Genomic DNA, 19,832 nt, shown 5'->3' with positions numbered 1-19,832 from the left:
CTAGCCTACCTGTTTATACGTTTTATTAAAGGGTGGAGAACATAGTTGTAAAATTATGGTTCTATTTTTAAATTTTTATATAAGAGTGTTGGATATATAAATATCGTTTATTTATTTGATAGAGTTACTCCGAGCCTACCTGTTTATACGTTTTATTAAAGGGTGGGGAACATAGTTGTAAAATTATAGATTTATTTTTATGGTTTTATGTTAGTGTGTGGGAAACTTAAGGGGTTCTCCCTTAACAACCCGACCAAATATTTGCTCGCCCAAATATTTGGATAAAAGGGCGCCACTGGGCGTGGAGCTTTTATGATTTCGCTCTAAAGAGCGACCAGTATTTTTCCGAAGAAAAAAATACTGGACAAAATTCTTTCACTCAAACGCCGTGAATATCAAGGGGCTTTGCCCCTTAAAAACCCCACTCTTTTTTTGCTTGTCCATTCGCAATTTTTCTTAAAAAATCGCTCATGTTGTTTAAAGCTTTCAGCTTAATGAGTTTTATTTTTAATAAAACTCATCTGTTTCTTTGAAACAGTAAACAGTCACAAAAAGAGGTAAAAAGGACACTTCTCGGCGAAGAGCCTTATAACGCTTTTCGATGACTGGGTAAAACTCTACCCGAGTTTTACTGTCAGAAAAGCTACCCCGAACCGACCTGTTTATATGTTTTATTAAAGGGTGTGGAACATAGTTGTAAAATTATGGTTTTGTTTTTTTATGTTTTATATTAGTGTGTGGGAAACTTAAGGGATTCTCCCTTAACAACCCGACCAAATATTTGCTCGCCCAAATATTTGGATAAAAGGGCGCCACTGGGCGTGGAGCTTTTATGATTTCGCTCTAAAGAGCGACCAGTATTTTTCCGAAGAAAAAAATACTGGACAAAATGCTTTCACTCAAGCGCCGTGAATATTAAGGGGCTTTGCCCCTTAAAAACCCCACTCTTTTTTTGCTTGTCCATTCGCAATTTTTCTTAAAAAATCGCTCATGTTGTTTAAAGCTTTCAGCTTAATGAGTTTTATTTTTAATAAAACTCATCTGTTTCTTTGAAACAGTAAACAGTCACAAAAAGAGGTAAAAAGGACACTTCTCGGCGAAGAGCCTTATAACGCTTTTCGATGACTGCGTAAAACTCTACCCGAGTTTTACTGTCAGAAAAGCTACCCTAAGCCTGACCTGTTTATATGTTTTATTAAAGGGTGGGGGAACAAAGTTGTAAAATTATAGATTTATTTTTATGGTTTTATGTTAGTGTGTGGGAAACTTAAGGGATTCTCCCTTAACAACCCGACCAAATATTTGCTCGCCCAAATATTTGGATAAAAGGGCGCCACTGGGCGTGGAGTTTTAGGGTTTCGCTCTAAAGAGCGACCAGTATTTTTCCAAAGCAAAAAATACTGGACAAAATGCTTTCACTCAAACGCCGTGAATATCAAGGGGCTTTGCCCCTTAAAAACCCCACTCTTTTTTTGCTTGTCCAAAAAAAGAGGTAAAAAGGACACTTCTCGGCGAAGAGCCTTATAACGCTTTTCGATGACTGCGTAAAACTCTACCCGAGTTTTACTGTCAGAAAAGCTACCCCGAACCGACCTAATTATTCGGTTTTATGTAGTGGGGTGGGACATATAAGTGAAATTTAAGTTTAGTTTTTTAATGTTTCATATTATGTGATGGGGGTATGACATGGAAGTAAAATAGAGGTTTAGTGATTTTATGGTTGTGGGGAGGAATGTGTAAGATAAATAAAGTTTTTTTGTTGCTTTTTATTGTAGTTTGGGGTATTTTAGGTTATAAAGGTTTAGATTATTTATGTAAAGATATGGGATATAGAAGATAAATATAGCATTAATGTTAAATGAGTTTTATGTCAGTGTTTGGGGCATGGAAGTAAAATATAGATTTGGTTTTCTATTATGTTTATGTAAATAGTTTTTATAGAAAAGTAATTAATTTATTATTTTTAGTTTTTAATACATTTAAAAATCATTTTATTCAAAAATTTTTAATTAAAATCTGTACGTTCTTGTGTTCTTATTTTAGTTATAATTTGCTTTGTAGTTAAAAATAAAAAATTTTAAATATACATAAAAAAAGGAAACTTTTGTTTCCTTTTTTAAGAGTATTTATGGGGTATATATTTTAACGGATTAACCGATAAAATCGTTATTTATTAAAAATATTTTTGAAAAAGTCCGTTAATTTATTATTATCTTTTTCTTTTTTATATGTTTTAAGAGAATTATTTAAAAACCAATCTTGTGAGTCTATCATTTCCATGCCGAATGGGTCTTTCTTTCTATATGTGTCGTCTGTTTGAAGTACTCTTGCTTTTACATTATCCCTTAGTATTATTTCAAGTATTTCATCAATTTGATTTCTTATGTTATAGTCAAATATCGGGCAGGCTATTTCAACTCTTTTATCTAAGTTTCTTGTCATAAGGTCCGCAGAAGATATAAACATTCTTTTATCTTCTCCACTTCCGAAAACATAAATTCTAGAATGTTCCAAAAATCTTCCTACAATGCTTGATATGGAAATATTGTCGGTTTTATTGTATATTCCGGGTCTTATACAGCATATTCCTCTTATGATCATTTGAATTTTAACTCCTGCCTTAGATGCTTCTATAAGTTTATATATTACATCAATATCCGTTAGGGAATTGGCTTTCATTATTATTCTTCCATTACTTCCTTTTTCTATCTCTTCATCCATAAATTTAAGTATATTTTGTTTTAGAGAATTTGGAGCAACAAGCAATGTTTCATAGTTACCCTTTAAGTTTCCGATTAGCATATTTTGAAAGAAGTTTGTTGCATCTTTTCCTATATCCTTATTCATTGTTATAAGGCTTAAGTCCGTATACATTGCTGCTGTTTTTTCGTTATAGTTTCCCGTTCCTATCTGAGTAATGTATTCAATTCCATTTTTATCTTTTCTTGTAATAAGGCATATTTTTGAATGGCATTTAAAGCCCTCTTCTCCATATATTACCCTGCATCCTGCTTCGCTTAATCTTTCTGCCCAAAGTATATTATGCTTTTCGTCAAACCTTGCTCTAAGCTCCATTAACACTGTTACTTCTTTTCCGTTTTCAGCGGCTTTTAAAAGCAGATTAGCAACTTTTGAGTCACTTGCAAGACGATATATGGTTATCTTTATTGAAAGCACGTTTGGGTCTTTTCCTGCTTCTTCAAGGAGTGCTAAAAATGGGTCTATTTTTTCAAATGGGAAGAATAGTAAAACATCTTTATGTCTTATTTGCTCTATTATGCTTTTTTTAGGATTTAAACTTTCCCACTGTCTTGCGTTTAATTTTGGGTAAGTAAGTTCGCTTTTTAACAGAGGTGAAACCATATGTTCTATACCGTATACATATTCAAGTTTAATAGGGTAAAGGCTGTAGAAAATTTGATTTTTTTCTATCTTTAAAAAGCTTCTTAAAATTTCCGTTAGGTTATCGTTATATATACCTTGAATTTCAAGTCTTACCGGTAACAGCCAATCCCTTTTTTTAAGAAGTTTATTCATATGGTCAAGATAATCATGTTCGTTATCTTCAAATTTATCATCATCATAGCTTATATCGGCATTTCTTGTAACGGAAATAATATTGCTTGAAACTACTTCATATATATCAAATATTTTATCAATATGTTCCATTATTACGTTTTCTATTCGTATATATCTATTTCTGTTTTCTTTACTAGGTAATATTCTTGGAAGAGATGACGGGATTGGGATTATTCCAAGTACGGTTTTGTCTTTCTTTGTTTTTAATATTGAAGCTATGTATAGTCTTCTGTTTTTAAGATGTGGGATAGGGTGTCTGTTATCCACAATTTGAGGAGACAAAATAGGGTTTATGTAGTATTCAAAGTATTTGTTTATATCCTTTTCTTCTTCTTTTGAAAGTTCATCAAAAGAAAGGTCATAAATGCCTCTTTGTCTTAATTCCATGGATACTGTTCTAAATGCTTCGTCTCTTTTTTCCATTAAAGGAGGTATTGAGTTAAATATTGCTTCAAGCTGTTCTTTGGGACTCCAGCCGGTTTTATTGTCAATTGTATCTTTATTGCTAAGTAACATTAAATCTACAAGGCTGCCTACTCTTACCATGAAGAATTCATCTAAGTTACTTGTAAAAATGGAAATAAATTTTAGTCTTTCAAGAAGGGGAACGGTTTCGTCCATTGCTTCTTCCAAAACTCTTTGATTAAATCTAAGCCAGCTTAGTTCTCTGTTTTGAGTACAGGTTGTATCTTTTATAATTTTTTCTACTGCATAATCTTTTGACATAGGTAACCCTCTCTTACTCCGTATTTGCTTACTACAATTTCTTTTGCGTTTGTTCTTTTTAGTATTTCATCAACTATTAAAATGCCCGGTATTATTGTATGAACTCTATCGGGACAAGCTTTTATTATGATATTTTTTGCTTTTTGCGGTTTATTTAAAAGTATTTTTTTTATTTCTTCCATTTGTTCTCTTTTTATGATTGTGTTATCTTTATTTAATTTAAAATAAGAATTTGTTAATTTTAATGCTGCTTTTATTGTTCCGCCTACACCGCAGATAGTATTAGTTTGTTTAATATCAACATCTTTTAAAATTTTTTGTATTTTGTTTTTTATGTTTCTTTGTTCTTTGTCCGTCGGAAGAAATTCGCTTACATACATTGAATATAGGTTTAGGGAGCCTATTGGAAGACTTTGTGCATAATTTACTTTATCTTTTTCAAAGTCTACAATTTCCGTGCTTCCTCCTCCAATATCTATAACAATTCCGCTTTTAGCCTTAACTTTAAGTTTTGCACCTGTAAATCCGTATAAAGCTTCATCTTCTCCGCTTATTACTTCTATTGTTTCACCTGTAAGTTTTTCTATTTCCTCTACCACAAATTCTGTATTTGTTATATTTCTGAAAGATGCGGTTGCGAAAATATGGAAATTTTCTATATTGAAATTATTTACCAGTTCTTTAAATTCGTTTATGACGTTGCTTGCTTCTATTATTCCTTGATTTGACATTTCATCATTTTTCACATAATAAGCAAGTCCTGCCATTACTTTCTTTGTAAAAAGTGTTTTAAAATTATTCTTTGTTCCTTCATAGACGCATAGTCTTATTGAGTTTGCGCCGATGTCAAGTATTGCGTATTTCATTTTTCTCTCCTTTATCCTTAATATTTTATAGAAAAATAATTTCTTTAAATAGCTTTATAATGTATAATTTATGTAAAATTTTGGTAAAAGTATTTTTATATTTCGCTCTAAAGAATACTTAAGGGATTCTCCCTTAACAACCCAAATTTAAGGGGTGCTACCCCTTAATACCCCTCTTTAAGGGCTGTCTGCCCTTAACAACCCGATATCAAGGGGCGTTGCCCCTTAAAAACCCCACTCTTTTTTTGCTTGTCCAAAAAAAGAGGTAAAAAGGACACTTCTAGGCGAAGTGCCTTATAACGCTTTTCGATGACTGCGTAAAACTCTGCCCGAGTTTTACTGTCAGAAAAGCTACCCCGAGCCGACCTGTTTATACGTTTTATTAAAGGGTGGGGAACAAAGCTGTAAAATTATAGTTTTGTTTTTATGGTTTTATGTTAGTGTGTGGGACATTATGGTGAAATAGAGGGGTCGTTCTTTATGATTTTATGTAGTAAGGTGGGAATTTTAAGGGATTCTTTCTTAACAATCCGTATTTAAGGGGTGCTACCCCTTAAGAACCCCTCTTTAAGGGCTGTCTGCCCTTAACAACCCGACCAAATATTTGCTCGCCCAAATATTTGGATAAAAGGGCGCCACTGGGCGTGGGTTTTTAGTATTTCGCTCTAAAGAGCGACCAGTATTTTTCCAAAGCAAAAAATACTGGATAAAATGCTTTCACTCAAGCGCCGTGAGGGCTTATAACGTGGTCGGATTTTCTAAAAATCTCTACCCGAGATTTTTGAAACGACCACTACCGCTACCCTGACCTTATTATTTTTATGTAGTGGGGTGGGATATTTTACGATAATGAGGACGTTTTTTATGTTTTTTATGTGAGGGAGTAGGATATTTAAGGAATTCTTTCTTAACAGGATGTATTTAAGGGAGTTTACTTTTCATAAGCTTTATTTTTTGTTTACTATTAAAATAAACAGTTTGAATTTTAAACAGTATAAGTGAATTTTTATGAATTATAATTATTACAAAATAATATTTTTTAATTCAAAAAATAATTATATTGAGGCAGAGAGTTCTTATAATAAACAAAATATCATATATAAATTATGAAAAAAACCGGCGTATTTAAACGTCGGTTTTATATAAAATTATTAAGTAAAGGGGAACAAATTAATTTTTATTTTAAACTATCAGTCCATTGGGTAATTTCTTCACTTGAAGGAGATGAAGGGAAACGATATCCTTCCATCCAGTTTCCGCCGTTTGCTTTTTCTTTAAGCAAGTTACCGCTGTCTCCCAAATCTGATGAAGCGGAAGTACAGAAAGGTATTACGTTTTTGTCCGCAAAATCGTTTGCTTCCACAAATGTATCAACGGGCCAAGCCGCAATTCCCCACCAAATAGGATAACCTATCAAAACATTTTCGTAACTGTCCCAATTATCAACCGTTGTTGAAACAAGGGGAGTGTCTCTTAGAGATTCGTCTTCATGTTCTCTCGTAACTCTGGAATTGTCATCTGTCCAGTCCAAATCGCTTTCTGTGTATTCGTCTTGAGGTACTATTTCAAAAATATCGGCATCCAAATCTTCTGCGATTTGTTCCGCCACGTCTTTCGTATGTCCTTGTGCCGAGAAATATACCACTAGAGTTTCACCGTCTTTTAGCGAGTTTTCGCTTGATGTTAATGTGTCTTGAGTTTGGCTTGGGGGTTGTGATGCCGTGTTGTCGTTTGTGTTTCTGTTATTTACGAAAAGCAACAATGCGGCTGCAATAACCGCTACCACAACAACGGCAGCTATTATTTTTGTACTTGTTTTTTTCATTTTTTTTCTCCTTTTTTATTTTATTTTTTTTCTTCTTGTTTTTACCAATTCGTCAAACCATTCAACCATTCCCGGATCTTGATGATTAAAGAACAGGCTGTCGCTTGAATCCAGTTGTTTTATTTTATCCATATCTTCTTTTGAAAGTTCAAAATCAAAAACATCAATATTTTCTTTCATTCTTTCAAAATGTGTTGTTTTAAGTGCTACTATAACTCCTCTTTGTATAAGCCATCTAAGAATTACCTGAGCAGATGTTTTAGCGTATTTTTTACCTATGTTTACTAAAGTTTCATTTGTAAACATATTATTTTTTCCCTCTCCGAAAGGTGCCCATGCTTCGATTTTTACTCCGTATTTGTTCATGTTTTCCTGAGCTTTGAATTGAGCATTCATTGGGTTTGTTTCCACTTGATTTATTGCAGGAATGATTTCTCTTTCAAAAAGGCATATGTCGCTTAATCTATCGGGATAAAAGTTTGATACTCCTATTGCTCTTATTTTTCCTTCTTTATATTTTTCTTCCAATGCTTTGTATGCACCGTAATAATCAGAAAAAGGCTGATGAAGAAGTACTAGGTCTATATATTCACTTTGAAGTTTTTTTAAAGATTCTTCAATGGAGTTTTTACATTTTTCATATCCATAATTGTCTATCCATATTTTAGTTGTGATAAATAAATCTTCTCTGTTTAATCCGCATTCTTTTATTGCTTCTCCCACTTCTTTTTCATTAAAGTAGCTTTGTGCAGTGTCTATTCCTCTGTATCCTGCCTTTATTGCATCAATTACGCATTGTTTTGTTTCTTCTTTCGGTATTTGATAAACGCCATAGTTTAAAATAGGCATTTCAACACCATTGTTTAATTTTACATATTCCATTTTCTTTTTTCCTCCTTATGTTAAAAATAGGTTTTATCTATACTTATTTTTTTAAGTGCGTTATCTATATTTTCCATTTCCGTTTTTGACAATGTTATGTCCCATGCTTTTAAATTTTCCTTCAATCTTTCTATTTTTGTCGTTCCCGGAATTGGAACTATGAAAGGTTTTTTTGAAAGTTCCCATGCAAGAGTTATTTGTGCGGGAGTCGCATTTTTTTCTTTTGCGATTTCTTTTACCAAGTTTAAAAGGTCTTTGTTGTTTTTTAAAACTTCTTTGGAAAATCTTTTCATTGTCTTTCTGAAATCGCCTTGTTCGTATTTTGTGTTTTCGTCGAATTTCCCCGTAAGGAATCCGTTTCCCAAAGGACTGTATGCAACGAAAGTAACTTGGTTTTTATCGCAAAAATCAAATTCTTCTTCGTTTCCCTGCCATACAAAAGAATATTGGTTTTCAATGGCGGAAATCGGACATATTTTGTGAGCTCTTTTTATATAATCCATTGAAGCGTTTGATACTCCCCAAGCTTTTATTTTTCCTTCTTTGATAAGTTCCGCCATTGTATTGGCGACATCTTCGGGAGAAACTTCGGGGTCTGTTCTGTGTTGATAATATAAGTCGATATAATCCGTTTTAAGTCTTTTTAAAGATTCTTCCGCTTGTTTTTTTATTGATTTTGGAGAACTGTCCAAAAGGTTGAGGGGTTTGTTGTCCACCATTTTTTGTCCGGTAATTCCGAATTTTGTGGCAATGACCGCTTTTTCTCTGTAAGGTTTTAAAGCTTCTCCCAATATTCTTTCGTTTTCCTCTCCGTATACGACGGCGGTATCGAAAAAGTTACATTCAAGATTGAGAGCCTCTCTTATGAGGGAAATCATGTCTTTCTTGTTTTTGCTCGGTCCGTAGGCATGAGTCATTCCCATACATCCGAGACCGATGGGAGATATTTTTATTCCTGTTTTGCCGAGATATCTGTATTTCACTTTTATCAATTCCTTTCATTTGTTTTGTTCCGTTTATGATTATTGCTAAAAATAATCTTTGTTTTATTCATTGACAATGAAATAATTTTTTATTACAATGAAAGAGTAACACTCGGGAGTAACACACGGTCAAGAGCTTTTTTATAAAAAATATAAATATTTTTTGAGGTAATTATATGGAAAATGAAAAAAAATTATATTCGATGAAGCAAACATGTATTAAAACAGGACTTACATATGATACTTTAAAATTTTATTGCAATGAGGGGTTAGTTCCCAACGTAAAAAGGAATAAGAGCAATTACAGGGTTTTCGACGATAATGACGTGGAATGGATAAATTCGCTTTCATGTCTTAAAAACTGCGGTATGAGCATATCGGAAATGAAAGAGTATCTTAAGTTGTGCCTTGAGGGAGAGGAAACCATTCCGAAAAGGCAAGCTATATTGGAAGTTAAACTTGAAGAATTGGAAAATAAAAAGAAAGAAATTCAAAAGAGCATAAATTACATACATTGGAAACAGAATTTTTATAAAGATGTTCTTGAAGGAAAGGTAAAATATTTTAGTCATTTAATAGATACAACAAAAGACAGCCATTAATGACTGTCTTTTTTATTAGATGTATTCTAAGAGATTTGTTTTAAACGTCCAAATTTTCGTTTAATTCCATTTGTGCATATTTTTTTGTTTGTTCTTCCCTTGGAATGTAGTAACGTTTGTTTTTGTTCAAATTGTCTATAAGGTCGATTTCTTCGTCCGTAAGAGAAAAGTCGAAGATATTTATGTTGTCTTTGATGTGAGCAGGATTTTTACTTCCCGGTATTACTATGTTTCCTGATTGAACATGCCATCTTAAAATGATTTGTGCCGGGTTTTTTTGATATTTGTCTGCCAAATCTTTAAATACTTTTTCGTTTATAAGTTTTTTGTCTCCATGTCCCAAAGGATACCAAGCCTGAATTAATATATCGTTATCTTTAAGGATTTTCTTAAGTTCGTTTTGAGGGAAATAAGGGTGAGCTTCAACCTGGATTACCGCAGGTTTTATTTCACATATCGAAAGAATTTCTTCCAAAGGCTTACCTTCAAAGTTTGATATGCCTATGGATTTTACCTTACCTTCTTTAACCGCTTTTTCCATCATTTTATATCCGTTGATATAATCGCCGGCAGGTTGATGTAGAAGAAGGAGATCGACGTAATCGGTGTCGAGTCTGTTTAACATTTCGTCTATGGCTGTTTCTTTTGTGTAAACGGTTGGCCATAATTTTGACTCGAGAAATACTTCTTCTCTTTTCATTCCGCTTTTTTTGATTCCTCTTCCCACGGCTCTTTCGTTATGATAAGCGTTTGCTGTGTCTATTAAGTTATAGCCGTTGTTTAATGCGCTGATAACGGCGCTTTCCGCATCCTGCGGACTTAATAAAAATGTTCCCAGTCCCAAAGAAGGGATTTTGTTTTGGTCGTTTAATTTAAAATATTCCATTATAATTTACTCCTTTTATACCGATAAAAGTTTTTTTTGTTAAAATTTAATCCGATTTTGAAATGCATTTTGTTTTTACATATGCTCTTCCCAGAATTTTACAGCATTTTCTATCCATCCTTGCGCATTTGTTCCTTCCCCAAGACCGAATCCGTGGGAAAGACCTTCGAATATTTCGATTTTTGCATCTGTTCCGTTTCTTCTTATTCTGTTTGTTCTTTCCTGCATTATTCTGTAGTCTGCAATACCGTCATTTGTTCCCACAACCGAGTATGTCGCAGGTTCGTTTCCCGTTACTTCGCTTAAGGAAGTATACTGCATAATTACCGTGGAAGGTTTCGGATAATCTTTGTTTATAAAGTAATCGGTGCCGTAACTTCCAAGCCATGCTGCCATTCTTCCTCCTGCGGAACCTCCCCATACGGAATATCCAGAAGTATCTATTTTCAATTCATCTGCATTGTCAAAAATAAAGGATATCGCATTGGACAAATCTTCCATTGCTTTTTCGGGGTCCGGTCTGTATATTAATGCAAAAGCATTATATCCCTTTTTCGAAAGTTCCAGTGTATGGGGAAAACTGTCGTGCATTGCTCCGACGTACATAAATCCTCCGCCTGCGTTTAAAACGGCAAACTTTGAGTTTTCATTTCCTCTAAAGAAAAACAGTCCCGTGTTTTTCTTTTCGGGGTCGGCTTCCATTTCTTCTTTTGAATAAATATTATAAAAGATTTTATTGCCTTTTGTTGTTTGGTCTTTCATATAATTTACTATTTCAACGGTTTTGTTTGGATTTATGTTGTTATACCAAATGTATAAATCTCCCGCATTTTCGAGAGTCATGTCCTTTGGAATGTTTCTGTCAACGGGGAAAATAAGGTTTCCGAAACCTTCAAAAGCGTTGTCGTTTATGACGTCGTATACTTTTGTCTGTAAATTAAAAGCTTCGTTTGTATTATTATTGTTTTTCATTGTATTGCCACATCCTGCAAGAAACGGAATAAGAATTAAAAAAACTATTATGTTTAATGTTTTTTTCATTGTATTTGTTTATTTTTCTATAATAAGTTCTTTTTTTATTTTAGAAGCGGACGAATTGTCTACGACAGATTTTTTCAAATTCATTCCCGTAAGTTTTGCAAGTCTGGTTATAAGAAAAGTTATCGTTTCTTCCGTTCCTTTATCCGGTGCAGAACCTTGAGCAAAGAAATAAAGTTTTTTCCCTTTTAGGTTTTCCGCTTTCGGAAGCATATAGAGTCTGTCTATGAATGTTTTTAGCAAGCCTCCCACGCTGTACCAATAAACAGGAGAGCCTATAAGTAAGGTGTCATAATTTTTTATTATATCCAAAACTTCGTTTATTTGGTCGTCTTCGTACACCTGTCCGTATTGAGAAATCTTGTAATCAGAAAGCTGAAGTTCATCGTGAGGGATGTTTTTTAAAACGTCTTTTCCGATTGAATAAGTATTTTGATTTTTTCTCGGACTTGTATTGATAAATAATATATTGCTCATTTTAATCACTCCTTTCGATATTATGATATACCCGTGACTAACTCCCGTGTCAATAGAAAAAATAAAAACTTGACCGTGTGTTACACACGGATTTTACAATAAGCTAAAGGAGATGATATTATGAAAAAAAATGTAATTGTTTTATCGGTTGTTTTAATTTTGATTGCATCGGTTTTGTTTTTAACGCTTTTGGAAAATGAAAGAACCGAAGAAGAACAAACGGAAGTTTTGACAGGCAATTCTTTGGGTGAGTTTATCACAGACGAAGTTTACAACTCTCCAAATGACGGAGAAATACATTATGGTGTTTATTTTCCTGACGATTTTGATTCAAACAAAGAATATGATTTATATATCACTCTTCCCGGATATGAAGGACTTTATTTTCAGGGAGTTGGAGCGAATCTTCAAGCAGATGATTTTGCTTTAAATGCAGTAAGAATGAGAAAGGACCTCATAGTCGTTGCACCACAGCTTGAAGACTGGGAAGAAACTTCAGCAAATCAGACAATAGCTTTGATAGAGTACTTTAAATCAAATTACAATATCAATAAAGTTTTTGCCAGCGGTTATTCAGCAGGGGGAGAGACTATGTCTTTGGTTATGGAGAAAAGAGCCGATTTGATTGACAGGTATTTACAGGTTAGTTCAAAGTGGGACGGGGATTTTGAAATGACGGTAGAAAATGGAGTTCCCGTTTATTTTGTCATAGGACAAAATGATGAATATTACGGAAGAGAACCGACAAAAGATGCATATTTAACATTGTATTCAATGTATAAAAGGAAAGGTCTGAGTGATGAAGAAATTAATAAAATATTGATTTTGGATATTAAAAAAAGAGAATATTTCCTTGAAAGAGGATTTGATAACGAACATGGCGGAGGAGGTTTAATTGCTTATGATGAAGATATAATGAAATGGTTATTAAATGATTGATAATATATTTTATAGATTGAATAGTTATTTCATATTTATGGTATAATTTTATAAAGAGTTTGGAGGAATTTTTATGGAAAGAAGTTCGATTATAAAAGATTATTTTATTCTTTTACTTGATAAAAAAGGGAATATGCCTTTATTATATCAAAAGGAATCCAATGCGGGTTTTGTTGCTGCCGGGATTTTTGATTTATTAATTTCGGTAATAATAAAGTTAGAAAAAAATGAAATTACCGTTATTAATCCTCTTTACGGGAAATTAACATATCTTTATCCTTTATATGATTATTTAAAAGAAAAGCCAAGGAAAATCGAAAAAGCAGTAAATGATTTTTGCACCGGAAACGACTTTAAGGAACTTGTAAGCTGTGTGTCAGAATCTCTTTACAGCGAAAAAAAAGTCATAAAAACAAAGGGTGGTTTCTTTGGTAAAAAAACTCTTTACATACCAAAAGATGATTATAAAACTTATCTTATAAATAACATTAAAAATGTTATTACAGGTAAGGAAAACATAAATATGGAAGATGTTTATCTTATTTGTGTTTTAGATGAAACGAAAAACTTAACGAAATACTTTTCAAAATATGAAATGGCAGAGTTTAAAGTAAGACTTAAAGAGATTAAGAAAAATGAAGAAAATAAAGAATTAATTGGTGTAATAAACACTATTTCTGATACGATTTCCGCTATTGCAAATGTATCAAGGGGCGTTGCCCCTTAAACTCCGTATTTAAGGGCTGTCTGCCCTTAACAACCCGATACTAAGGGGCGTTGCCCCTTAGACCCCACGACTTTTTTAGGCGAGTAAAAAAGTCGAATAAAAGGGCACTTCTCGGCGAAGTGCCTTATAACGCTTTTTGATGTCTCGCAAAATACTGCCCGTATTTTACGGACAGAAAAGCTACCCCCGAGCCGACCTGTTTATACGTTTTATTAAAGGGTGGGGAACAAAGCTGTAAAATTATAGTTTTGTTTTTATGGTTTTATGTTAGTGTGTGGGAGAATTTTAAGGGATTCTCCCTTAACAACCCAGATTTAAAGTGTACTATCCCTTAAGAACCCCGCCATATTTTTGCTAAAGCCCAAAAATATGGAAAAAAGGCTTTTACTCACACGCTGTGAAGGCTTATAACGTGGTCGGATTTTCTAAAAATCTCTACCCGAGATTTTTGAAACGACCACTACCGCTACCCTGACCTTATTATTTTTTATGTAGAAGAGTGGGACATAGGTGTGAAATGTAGGGGGGAGTGGTTTATGATGTTTTATGTAATATGGTGGGGTATGGGTGTTAAATTGAAGTTATGACTTTGTTTGAATGGTTTAATGTAAAATATTTGAATATAGTGGTGAAATATGAGGGCAGTATTTTTTAATGTTTTTATATAGTGAGGTGGGGCAAAGCAATTAAATTAAATTTATGACTTTGTTTGAATGGTTTAATGTAAAATATTTGAACATAGTGATGAAATATAGGGCAGTATTTTTAATGCTTTTATATAGTAAGGTGGGACATAGGTGTGAAATGTGGATGAAGTTTTTTAATGATGTTTATATGAGATGGTGGAACATTATTGTGAAATAGAGGGGTAGTTTTTTTCATGATTTTTATTTGAATGAGTGGGGTATTGTAGTTTAATGTTGATTTAGGTATTTAATGAAGTTTATGTAAGAGTATGGAGAAGGAAAGTGAAATTTTAGATTACTTTGTTTAATATGTTTTATATAATTAGGAGAAAATAGAATTGAAATGCGGATTTCCTTTTTGATACTTTTTATATGAGGGAGTGGGATATCGTTGTGAAATAGGGGGTAAGTGTTTTATCATTTTTATATTAAATAGTTTGAGTGTTATGATGAAATGTAAGTTTTTATTATGTTGATACACTGTTTTATTTTATTTAATTTTTAATATTATTAAAAAAAGACTTGTTTTCAAGTCTTTTTAATTTACTATATGTTCGCTTTCTTTTTCTTTATTCCACAAATACCATGGTGCGAATGCTACAAAAGCAAGGGCAATACATATAAATGTAATTATTGCTACACTTCCAAAGTTACCCGCAAAGGCATTTATTTTTGCAGGAATATAGCACATTATTTCGTTTATGTAGTTCTTTTGGCTTACAAAAGAAAGTAATCCGTTTAATAGGAGTACAAAGAAAATAAATACACCGTAATGCACAACGGATTTTATATGTTTTATATTGTGATAATCCACAAATGTAAAATAGATAAGTGAGAATACAACGAAGATATTACATATAAAGAACTGGTAAAATCTAAAATGCGTATAGCCATATCCTCCAAAATCGGCAAAAATAAGATTTATTATTGAAAAGAAGGATATGAAGTAAAACAAATCGTAAAAAATTTGTTTTCTTGAAAAGAATAAAAGTATAGAAAGCACCATTGCAATAAATGTAAAATCAAAGGGGATTGCATAAATGATGTTTTGTTCTCCGCTTATGGCATATGCCCAGACGATATATATCATCTCAAAGAAAAATGCAAAAAATGCCATAAAAATATAATACCATCTTCCTGAAAAATTTCTTCTTATTGTTCTTCTTCTAAGAAACATAAAAAGACAAATTAGAATACATACCCCTATCCATATAAAATGAAAAAGAGAAAATCTTGTAAATATGTTTGCAGTATTTTCGACGCTTAAAAAATTCATATTTTTCTCCTTAAAGTTCAAGTTGAATGTTTTAAATAATTATAACATATAATATAAAATTAAAAAAATTTTTATTGCAATTTTATTTTATTGGTGTAAACTTAAATAAAAAGGGCATTTTTAGGGAGGTGCGACATGAACAAAAACACTATTTGGCATAATATCGATCCAAAAAGGATTAGTGCCGACGATTTTATTGCTTATATAGAAATTCCAAAGGGAAGTAATGTAAAATATGAACTTGATAAAGAAACAGGTCATATTATTGTTGATAGAATTTTATACACATCAACACATTATCCGGGAAATTACGGTTTTATTCCAAGAACATACGGAGATGACGGAGACCCTCTTGATGTAATAGTTCTTTGCAGCGAAAGTATTTATCCTACAAGTTTGATAAGATGTTATCCTATTGGAGTACTTAATATGATAGATGACGGAGAAAATGACGAAAAGATTATTGCAATACCATTCAATGATCCTACATATAACTTCTGTAGGACAGTAAATGATCTACCAAGTCATATTTTTGATGAAATACAGCATTTCTTCAGCGTATATAAAACACTTGAACATAAGGAAACCACAGTTGAAAAAGTTCTTGGGGATACAGATGCAAAAGATGTAATAAGAAGAGCAATTAAAAATTATAAAGATAAATTTGAAGAATAAGCCGTTATTTACGGTTTATTTTTTTAGTTAATTAAGTTTTAGACTGTAATAATAGTGAACTTTATAAAATAAAAAAGTCTTGATAGGTTGAAACTTATATTATTATGAAAATATAATGAAAGATTAATAAATTATAAGTATAATATTTTAACCTTTAGGCTTTAAGTTATATTTTATTCATTATTCTATTTAGATAAATTTATAATTTTATATTATTTTATATTTTTGATTTTTAATATATAATTTTGTATATTAAATTATTTTAGGTTTTCATTTGTTTGAAAAATTTTTATAGAAAAAATTGTTATAGAAATAATTTTTTATTATTAATTAAATAAATATTTTAAGGCAAATATCTTTTAAAGTAAAATTAAAGAAAAAAAATTAAAATTTTTTATATATTTTTTTTCAAATTTTTATAAAAATAACGTTAAAAATAAGAAAAAAAACAAAAAAAATTTTCCTTACAAACTGCATTATAAAAGGGGTTTTAGAGGGTGGTAAAAAAAAAGAAAAAAAGTTTTTAAATTTGCTTGACATTTTATGGGTTTTACTGTATTATATCTCTTGTGTTCAGTCGAGGTGTAGCGCAGTTGGTAGCGTACGTGGTTTGGGACCATGGGGCCGGGGGTTCGAGTCCCTTCACCTCGACCATTAATTTTTAAAGGACACTGACAAATTTTCTTTTTTTTATTTATTTATTTATTGGTAAGGGCCTTTAGCTCAGTTGGTTAGAGCATCCGGCTCATAACCGGACGGTCCGGGGTTCGAGTCCCTGAAGGCCCACCATTTCTTAAGAAGTATTGATATCAATACTTTTTTTTATTTTATCAAAAATATTTTATCGGTATTAAAAGGCTTATAAGGCCTTTTTTTATTTTTTCTTGTATATATAAAATTCCATAGTTATAAGACTGTATATATTTTTTTTAATTATGATATTAAGATTTTTTATTTTATAAAACATTTTCTTTCTATTATAAAGCAATAAATATTTTTGTCTTTTTTTGATAAAATTAAGGGAGATTAATGAAAAAAAATATAGAAATTTATATTATCATAAATCAAGAAGTATTGTTTTATTTATCAAATTTTCTTATGTGTATAAAAAGGCTTATAAAGCCTTTTTTATTTTTATGTATTTGTTTCTGTTTTTTATAAAAAAGTTGTTAGAAATGGATTTGATGTGGGGATATGAGATATATTTTTATATATTAAAGTGGTGTAAGTTTTAGATTATGGTTTGAGGGTTTATAAGATTAGTAATATAAAATAAATAATAAAATAACAATTGTATAATTAATACAAAAAAATAAAAGCATCTTATATATGGTATTTTAATTAGTTATTTTTTATATATAAGCTTTATAATAATTTAAACATTAAAGTTAAATTTAATTATAATGTTTTAGTTTATTATAAAAAAATATCCCTTTTTTTCACATTGATATTTAATACCTAACATGAACATTATTAAAATATTATCTTATATTATACTACTATATCTTACTTTTAAATAAAATAATTAGGATGTTCCACTACCTTACATAAACATAATTAAAATACTATCTAACATTAAACTACCATGTCCCACATTGTTATATAAAACCAAATAATTAGGCAGGCTTAGGGTAGCTTTTTCGCCAGTAAAACTCGGGTAGAGTTTTACGTAGGCGTCAAAAGCGTTAAGGCTCCACGCCCAGTGGCGCCCTTTTATTCGAGTTTTTTAGGCGAGTAAAAAAGTCGTGGGGTTCTTAAGGGGTAACACCCCTTAAATACGGGTTGTTAAGGGCAGACAGCCCTTAAGTAAGGGGTTTAAGGGGCAAAGCCCCTTTGTCCTTAGTATAAAACATCACCAATCTTTTTAACGGCATTATTTTTCATTCGGTAATATGTAGACTTTGAAATACATAAATCATCATAAATCTCATAATCCAAATACCTGTCAAAATATTTCTTTACAACTATATCCCTTTCCGCTTCCTTTAACACTTCAAGAGCCATTTCAACTCTCTTAGCTTTAAGAGAGTTTTTCTTTATTTTTTTATTTAAGTAAGCCTTGTCACTTATTAAATCAAGAGCTTCTCTTTGAGTATTATTGCTTATATCACTTTTATCTACCTTAACTCCATCATACTTAACGGCTTGAATATCTGCTTCATAATCTTCTAACATCCTTAGTGTTTCTCTGTCTATGTCAATGCTTTTTTTTATTATCGGATAAGCATATAACAGCCCTTCAACATTTTTAAAATCAAACATAATTTATCAATCTCCCATCATCATTTCTTTTATTAATTCATCACTGTAAGTTTCATATTCTCTATCGGCCTCAATCTCGATTTTAGATGATTTGTTTATGTTTTTGAATTTATCCCGCCTTGACCATGAAAGTATGGTCATATAATGGCTTTTATACTCTCTTCCGGTACTTCCTATATAATAATCAAGGTCTTTTATTTTATTTTTATAATCATTAACATTCATTCTTAATGCGTTATACTCATTATCTGTTAAAAGAACATTGCCGTAATCACCGTATTTTTTCTTTTCTTCCTTTACTTTACTTTCTTTACTTTTATTTACTTTACTTTCCTTTACTTTACTTTGTTCATTTTTGCATGCATTTTCCTCATTGTTGCATACATTTTTATCCTTTTTGTTAGCATTTTTGTCATTTTTGCATGCAATTTTTTTATCGGGCTCCATAAGTTTTTTTAGATTAAGCTCTTTTATTTCTTTTTTGTTAAGCAGGATATAATCCCATTTAACATCGCTTTCTTTGCGCCTTTTTGTAATAGTAAAAAATCTCTTTTGAATTCCTTTGGATGTAAGAATAGAAAAATTATCGTACATATCTTTTGAGAAAATATCCCTTTCGATGCACTTTTCAACTATCCTTTTAAGCCTTTTTATATCAATGTTTATTTTAGAAGAAAAAAGCATTTCCACTTCATTATCCCAAAGGGTAAAATAACCACTTCCGCCGTAAATCTTTTGATAGAGTTTTATTAAAACGGCAAAACCCGTAAGTCCAAATTCTGCTTCAATTAAATTTACTTTGTCTTCTAAATGCACATCCAACGGAAAATAATTTACACCTTCCATATCCCAACTCCTTTAAATTTTTTCTTTAACTATATTTTACAATGTTTTACGCAAAAAAAATTAACGGCTTTTTTCAAATTTTTTAAAATTAATTTAAGGGGCTTTGCCCCTAACACCCCACTCTTTTTTTGCTTGTCCAAAAAAAGAGGCAAAAAGGACACTTCTAGGCGAAGTGCCTTAAACGCTTTTCGATGTCTCGCAAAATGCTACCCGCATTTTATACGGACAGAAAAGCTACCGCCACCCCGAGCTAATTATTTGGTTTTATGTAGTGGGGTGGGATATGGTAGTTTAATGTGAGATAGTATTTTAATGATGTTTATGTAAGGTAGGGAGTCATTGTTGTGAAATGTAGGGATAGTTTTTCGTGTTTTTATGTAATGTGGTGGAAACTTAAGAGATTCTATCTTAATAACTCGACATTAAAGGAGGGAACCCCTTAAACCCTATTTTTAAGGGCTGTCTGCCCTTAACAACCCGACCATATTTTTGCCAAAGCCCAAAAATATGGAAAAAAACGCTTTCACTCAATCGCCGTGAAGGCTTATAACGTGGTC

15 protein-coding genes and 2 tRNA genes are annotated in these 19,832 nt (G+C 31.7%); 6 read left to right on the top strand and 11 right to left on the bottom strand.

Going from position 1 to position 19,832, the window contains the following annotated elements:
- Positions 1-2,166 precede the first annotated feature (2,166 nt).
- The 5 genes from ppk1 to M6G78_RS01120 form a co-directional block, all read right to left on the bottom strand.
- The gene (gene ppk1, locus M6G78_RS01140) at positions 2,167-4,305 is read right to left on the bottom strand and encodes a polyphosphate kinase 1 (RefSeq protein WP_253229368.1); all 2,139 of its coding nucleotides are present in this window, start codon (positions 4,303-4,305) and stop codon (positions 2,167-2,169) included.
- On the bottom strand, positions 4,284-5,171 hold the full coding sequence (locus M6G78_RS01135; protein ID WP_253229367.1) for a phosphatase: 888 nt from the start codon (positions 5,169-5,171) through the stop codon (positions 4,284-4,286). The genes ppk1 and M6G78_RS01135 overlap by 22 nt, the downstream gene beginning before the upstream one ends.
- Before the next feature lie 1,177 nt (positions 5,172-6,348).
- Positions 6,349-6,996, bottom strand: coding sequence for a flavodoxin (locus tag M6G78_RS01130; RefSeq protein ID WP_253229366.1), 648 nt, complete (start codon positions 6,994-6,996; stop codon positions 6,349-6,351).
- 15 nt (positions 6,997-7,011) lie between these two features.
- A complete protein-coding gene (locus M6G78_RS01125) occupies positions 7,012-7,878 on the bottom strand; it encodes an aldo/keto reductase (protein ID WP_253229365.1) in 867 nt (288 codons plus the stop codon).
- A 20-nt stretch (positions 7,879-7,898) separates the two neighbouring features.
- The gene (locus M6G78_RS01120) at positions 7,899-8,861 is read right to left on the bottom strand and encodes an aldo/keto reductase (RefSeq protein ID WP_253229364.1); all 963 of its coding nucleotides are present in this window, start codon (positions 8,859-8,861) and stop codon (positions 7,899-7,901) included.
- A gap of 176 nt (positions 8,862-9,037) precedes the next feature.
- On the opposite strand from M6G78_RS01120, the gene M6G78_RS01115 reads away from it, so the two are divergent.
- On the top strand, positions 9,038-9,463 hold the full coding sequence (locus tag M6G78_RS01115; protein WP_253229363.1) for a MerR family transcriptional regulator: 426 nt from the start codon (positions 9,038-9,040) through the stop codon (positions 9,461-9,463).
- A 40-nt stretch (positions 9,464-9,503) separates the two neighbouring features.
- Here M6G78_RS01115 and M6G78_RS01110 read toward each other — a convergent pair whose 3' ends face one another.
- The 3 genes from M6G78_RS01110 to M6G78_RS01100 all read right to left on the bottom strand — a co-directional run bounded on the left by M6G78_RS01110 (position 9,504) and on the right by M6G78_RS01100 (position 11,864).
- Complete coding sequence (locus M6G78_RS01110; RefSeq protein ID WP_253229362.1) at positions 9,504-10,349, bottom strand: aldo/keto reductase; 846 nt, start codon at positions 10,347-10,349, stop codon at positions 9,504-9,506.
- A 75-nt stretch (positions 10,350-10,424) separates the two neighbouring features.
- Positions 10,425-11,390 carry an alpha/beta hydrolase gene (locus M6G78_RS01105; RefSeq protein ID WP_253229361.1) on the bottom strand — a complete coding sequence of 322 codons (966 nt, stop codon included), beginning with the start codon at positions 11,388-11,390 and terminating at the stop codon, positions 10,425-10,427.
- 9 nt (positions 11,391-11,399) lie between these two features.
- A complete protein-coding gene (locus tag M6G78_RS01100; RefSeq protein WP_138269598.1) occupies positions 11,400-11,864 on the bottom strand; it encodes a flavodoxin family protein in 465 nt (154 codons plus the stop codon).
- A 120-nt stretch (positions 11,865-11,984) separates the two neighbouring features.
- On the opposite strand from M6G78_RS01100, the gene M6G78_RS01095 reads away from it, so the two are divergent.
- Entirely contained in the window at positions 11,985-12,803 is an 819-nt protein-coding gene (locus M6G78_RS01095) for an alpha/beta hydrolase (protein WP_253229360.1), read from the top strand.
- A 73-nt stretch (positions 12,804-12,876) separates the two neighbouring features.
- Positions 12,877-13,530 (top strand): GPP34 family phosphoprotein, encoded by a 654-nt coding sequence (locus tag M6G78_RS01090; RefSeq protein ID WP_253229359.1) that lies wholly within the window; start codon positions 12,877-12,879, stop codon positions 13,528-13,530.
- A gap of 1,224 nt (positions 13,531-14,754) precedes the next feature.
- Here M6G78_RS01090 and M6G78_RS01085 read toward each other — a convergent pair.
- Positions 14,755-15,492, bottom strand: coding sequence for a YwaF family protein (locus M6G78_RS01085; protein WP_253229358.1), 738 nt, complete (start codon positions 15,490-15,492; stop codon positions 14,755-14,757).
- A gap of 135 nt (positions 15,493-15,627) precedes the next feature.
- Between M6G78_RS01085 and M6G78_RS01080 the strand changes: the two genes are divergently transcribed.
- The 3 genes from M6G78_RS01080 (at position 15,628) to M6G78_RS01070 (ending at position 16,956) form a co-directional block, all read left to right on the top strand.
- On the top strand, positions 15,628-16,167 hold the full coding sequence (locus M6G78_RS01080; protein WP_253229357.1) for an inorganic diphosphatase: 540 nt from the start codon (positions 15,628-15,630) through the stop codon (positions 16,165-16,167).
- A 578-nt stretch (positions 16,168-16,745) separates the two neighbouring features.
- Positions 16,746-16,821 (top strand) — tRNA-Pro (locus M6G78_RS01075).
- Between the two features lie 58 nt (positions 16,822-16,879).
- A tRNA-Ile gene (locus tag M6G78_RS01070) sits at positions 16,880-16,956 on the top strand.
- 1,050 nt (positions 16,957-18,006) lie between these two features.
- Here M6G78_RS01070 and M6G78_RS01065 read toward each other — a convergent pair.
- Together M6G78_RS01065 and M6G78_RS01060 are read right to left on the bottom strand one after the other, a co-directional pair.
- Entirely contained in the window at positions 18,007-18,429 is a 423-nt protein-coding gene (locus tag M6G78_RS01065; protein WP_138269413.1) for a DUF1492 domain-containing protein, read from the bottom strand.
- 6 nt (positions 18,430-18,435) lie between these two features.
- The gene (locus M6G78_RS01060) at positions 18,436-19,275 is read right to left on the bottom strand and encodes a DUF4373 domain-containing protein (protein ID WP_138269412.1); all 840 of its coding nucleotides are present in this window, start codon (positions 19,273-19,275) and stop codon (positions 18,436-18,438) included.
- Positions 19,276-19,832 lie beyond the last annotated feature (557 nt).

The sequence above is a fragment of the Anaerofustis sp. NSJ-163 genome (assembly GCF_024135845.1).
In the GTDB taxonomy this organism is placed as follows: domain Bacteria; phylum Bacillota; class Clostridia; order Eubacteriales; family Anaerofustaceae; genus Anaerofustis; species Anaerofustis butyriciformans.
This window is presented reverse-complemented; position numbering and strand designations above follow the sequence as displayed.

Excerpts from the sequence above, each read along its gene's own strand:
- ppk1 (WP_253229368.1), bottom strand. The coding sequence starts at position 4,305 with ATGTCAAAAGATTATGCAGTAGAAAAAATTATAAAAGATACAACCTGT.
- M6G78_RS01135 (WP_253229367.1), bottom strand. The coding sequence starts at position 5,171 with ATGAAATACGCAATACTTGACATCGGCGCAAACTCAATAAGACTATGC.
- M6G78_RS01130 (WP_253229366.1), bottom strand. The coding sequence starts at position 6,996 with ATGAAAAAAACAAGTACAAAAATAATAGCTGCCGTTGTTGTGGTAGCG.
- M6G78_RS01125 (WP_253229365.1), bottom strand. The coding sequence starts at position 7,878 with ATGGAATATGTAAAATTAAACAATGGTGTTGAAATGCCTATTTTAAAC.
- M6G78_RS01115 (WP_253229363.1), top strand. The coding sequence starts at position 9,038 with ATGGAAAATGAAAAAAAATTATATTCGATGAAGCAAACATGTATTAAA.
- M6G78_RS01110 (WP_253229362.1), bottom strand. The coding sequence starts at position 10,349 with ATGGAATATTTTAAATTAAACGACCAAAACAAAATCCCTTCTTTGGGA.
- M6G78_RS01105 (WP_253229361.1), bottom strand. The coding sequence starts at position 11,390 with ATGAAAAAAACATTAAACATAATAGTTTTTTTAATTCTTATTCCGTTT.
- M6G78_RS01100 (WP_138269598.1), bottom strand. The coding sequence starts at position 11,864 with ATGAGCAATATATTATTTATCAATACAAGTCCGAGAAAAAATCAAAAT.
- M6G78_RS01095 (WP_253229360.1), top strand. The coding sequence starts at position 11,985 with ATGAAAAAAAATGTAATTGTTTTATCGGTTGTTTTAATTTTGATTGCA.
- M6G78_RS01090 (WP_253229359.1), top strand. The coding sequence starts at position 12,877 with ATGGAAAGAAGTTCGATTATAAAAGATTATTTTATTCTTTTACTTGAT.
- M6G78_RS01085 (WP_253229358.1), bottom strand. The coding sequence starts at position 15,492 with ATGAATTTTTTAAGCGTCGAAAATACTGCAAACATATTTACAAGATTT.
- M6G78_RS01080 (WP_253229357.1), top strand. The coding sequence starts at position 15,628 with ATGAACAAAAACACTATTTGGCATAATATCGATCCAAAAAGGATTAGT.
- M6G78_RS01065 (WP_138269413.1), bottom strand. The coding sequence starts at position 18,429 with ATGTTTGATTTTAAAAATGTTGAAGGGCTGTTATATGCTTATCCGATA.
- M6G78_RS01060 (WP_138269412.1), bottom strand. The coding sequence starts at position 19,275 with ATGGAAGGTGTAAATTATTTTCCGTTGGATGTGCATTTAGAAGACAAA.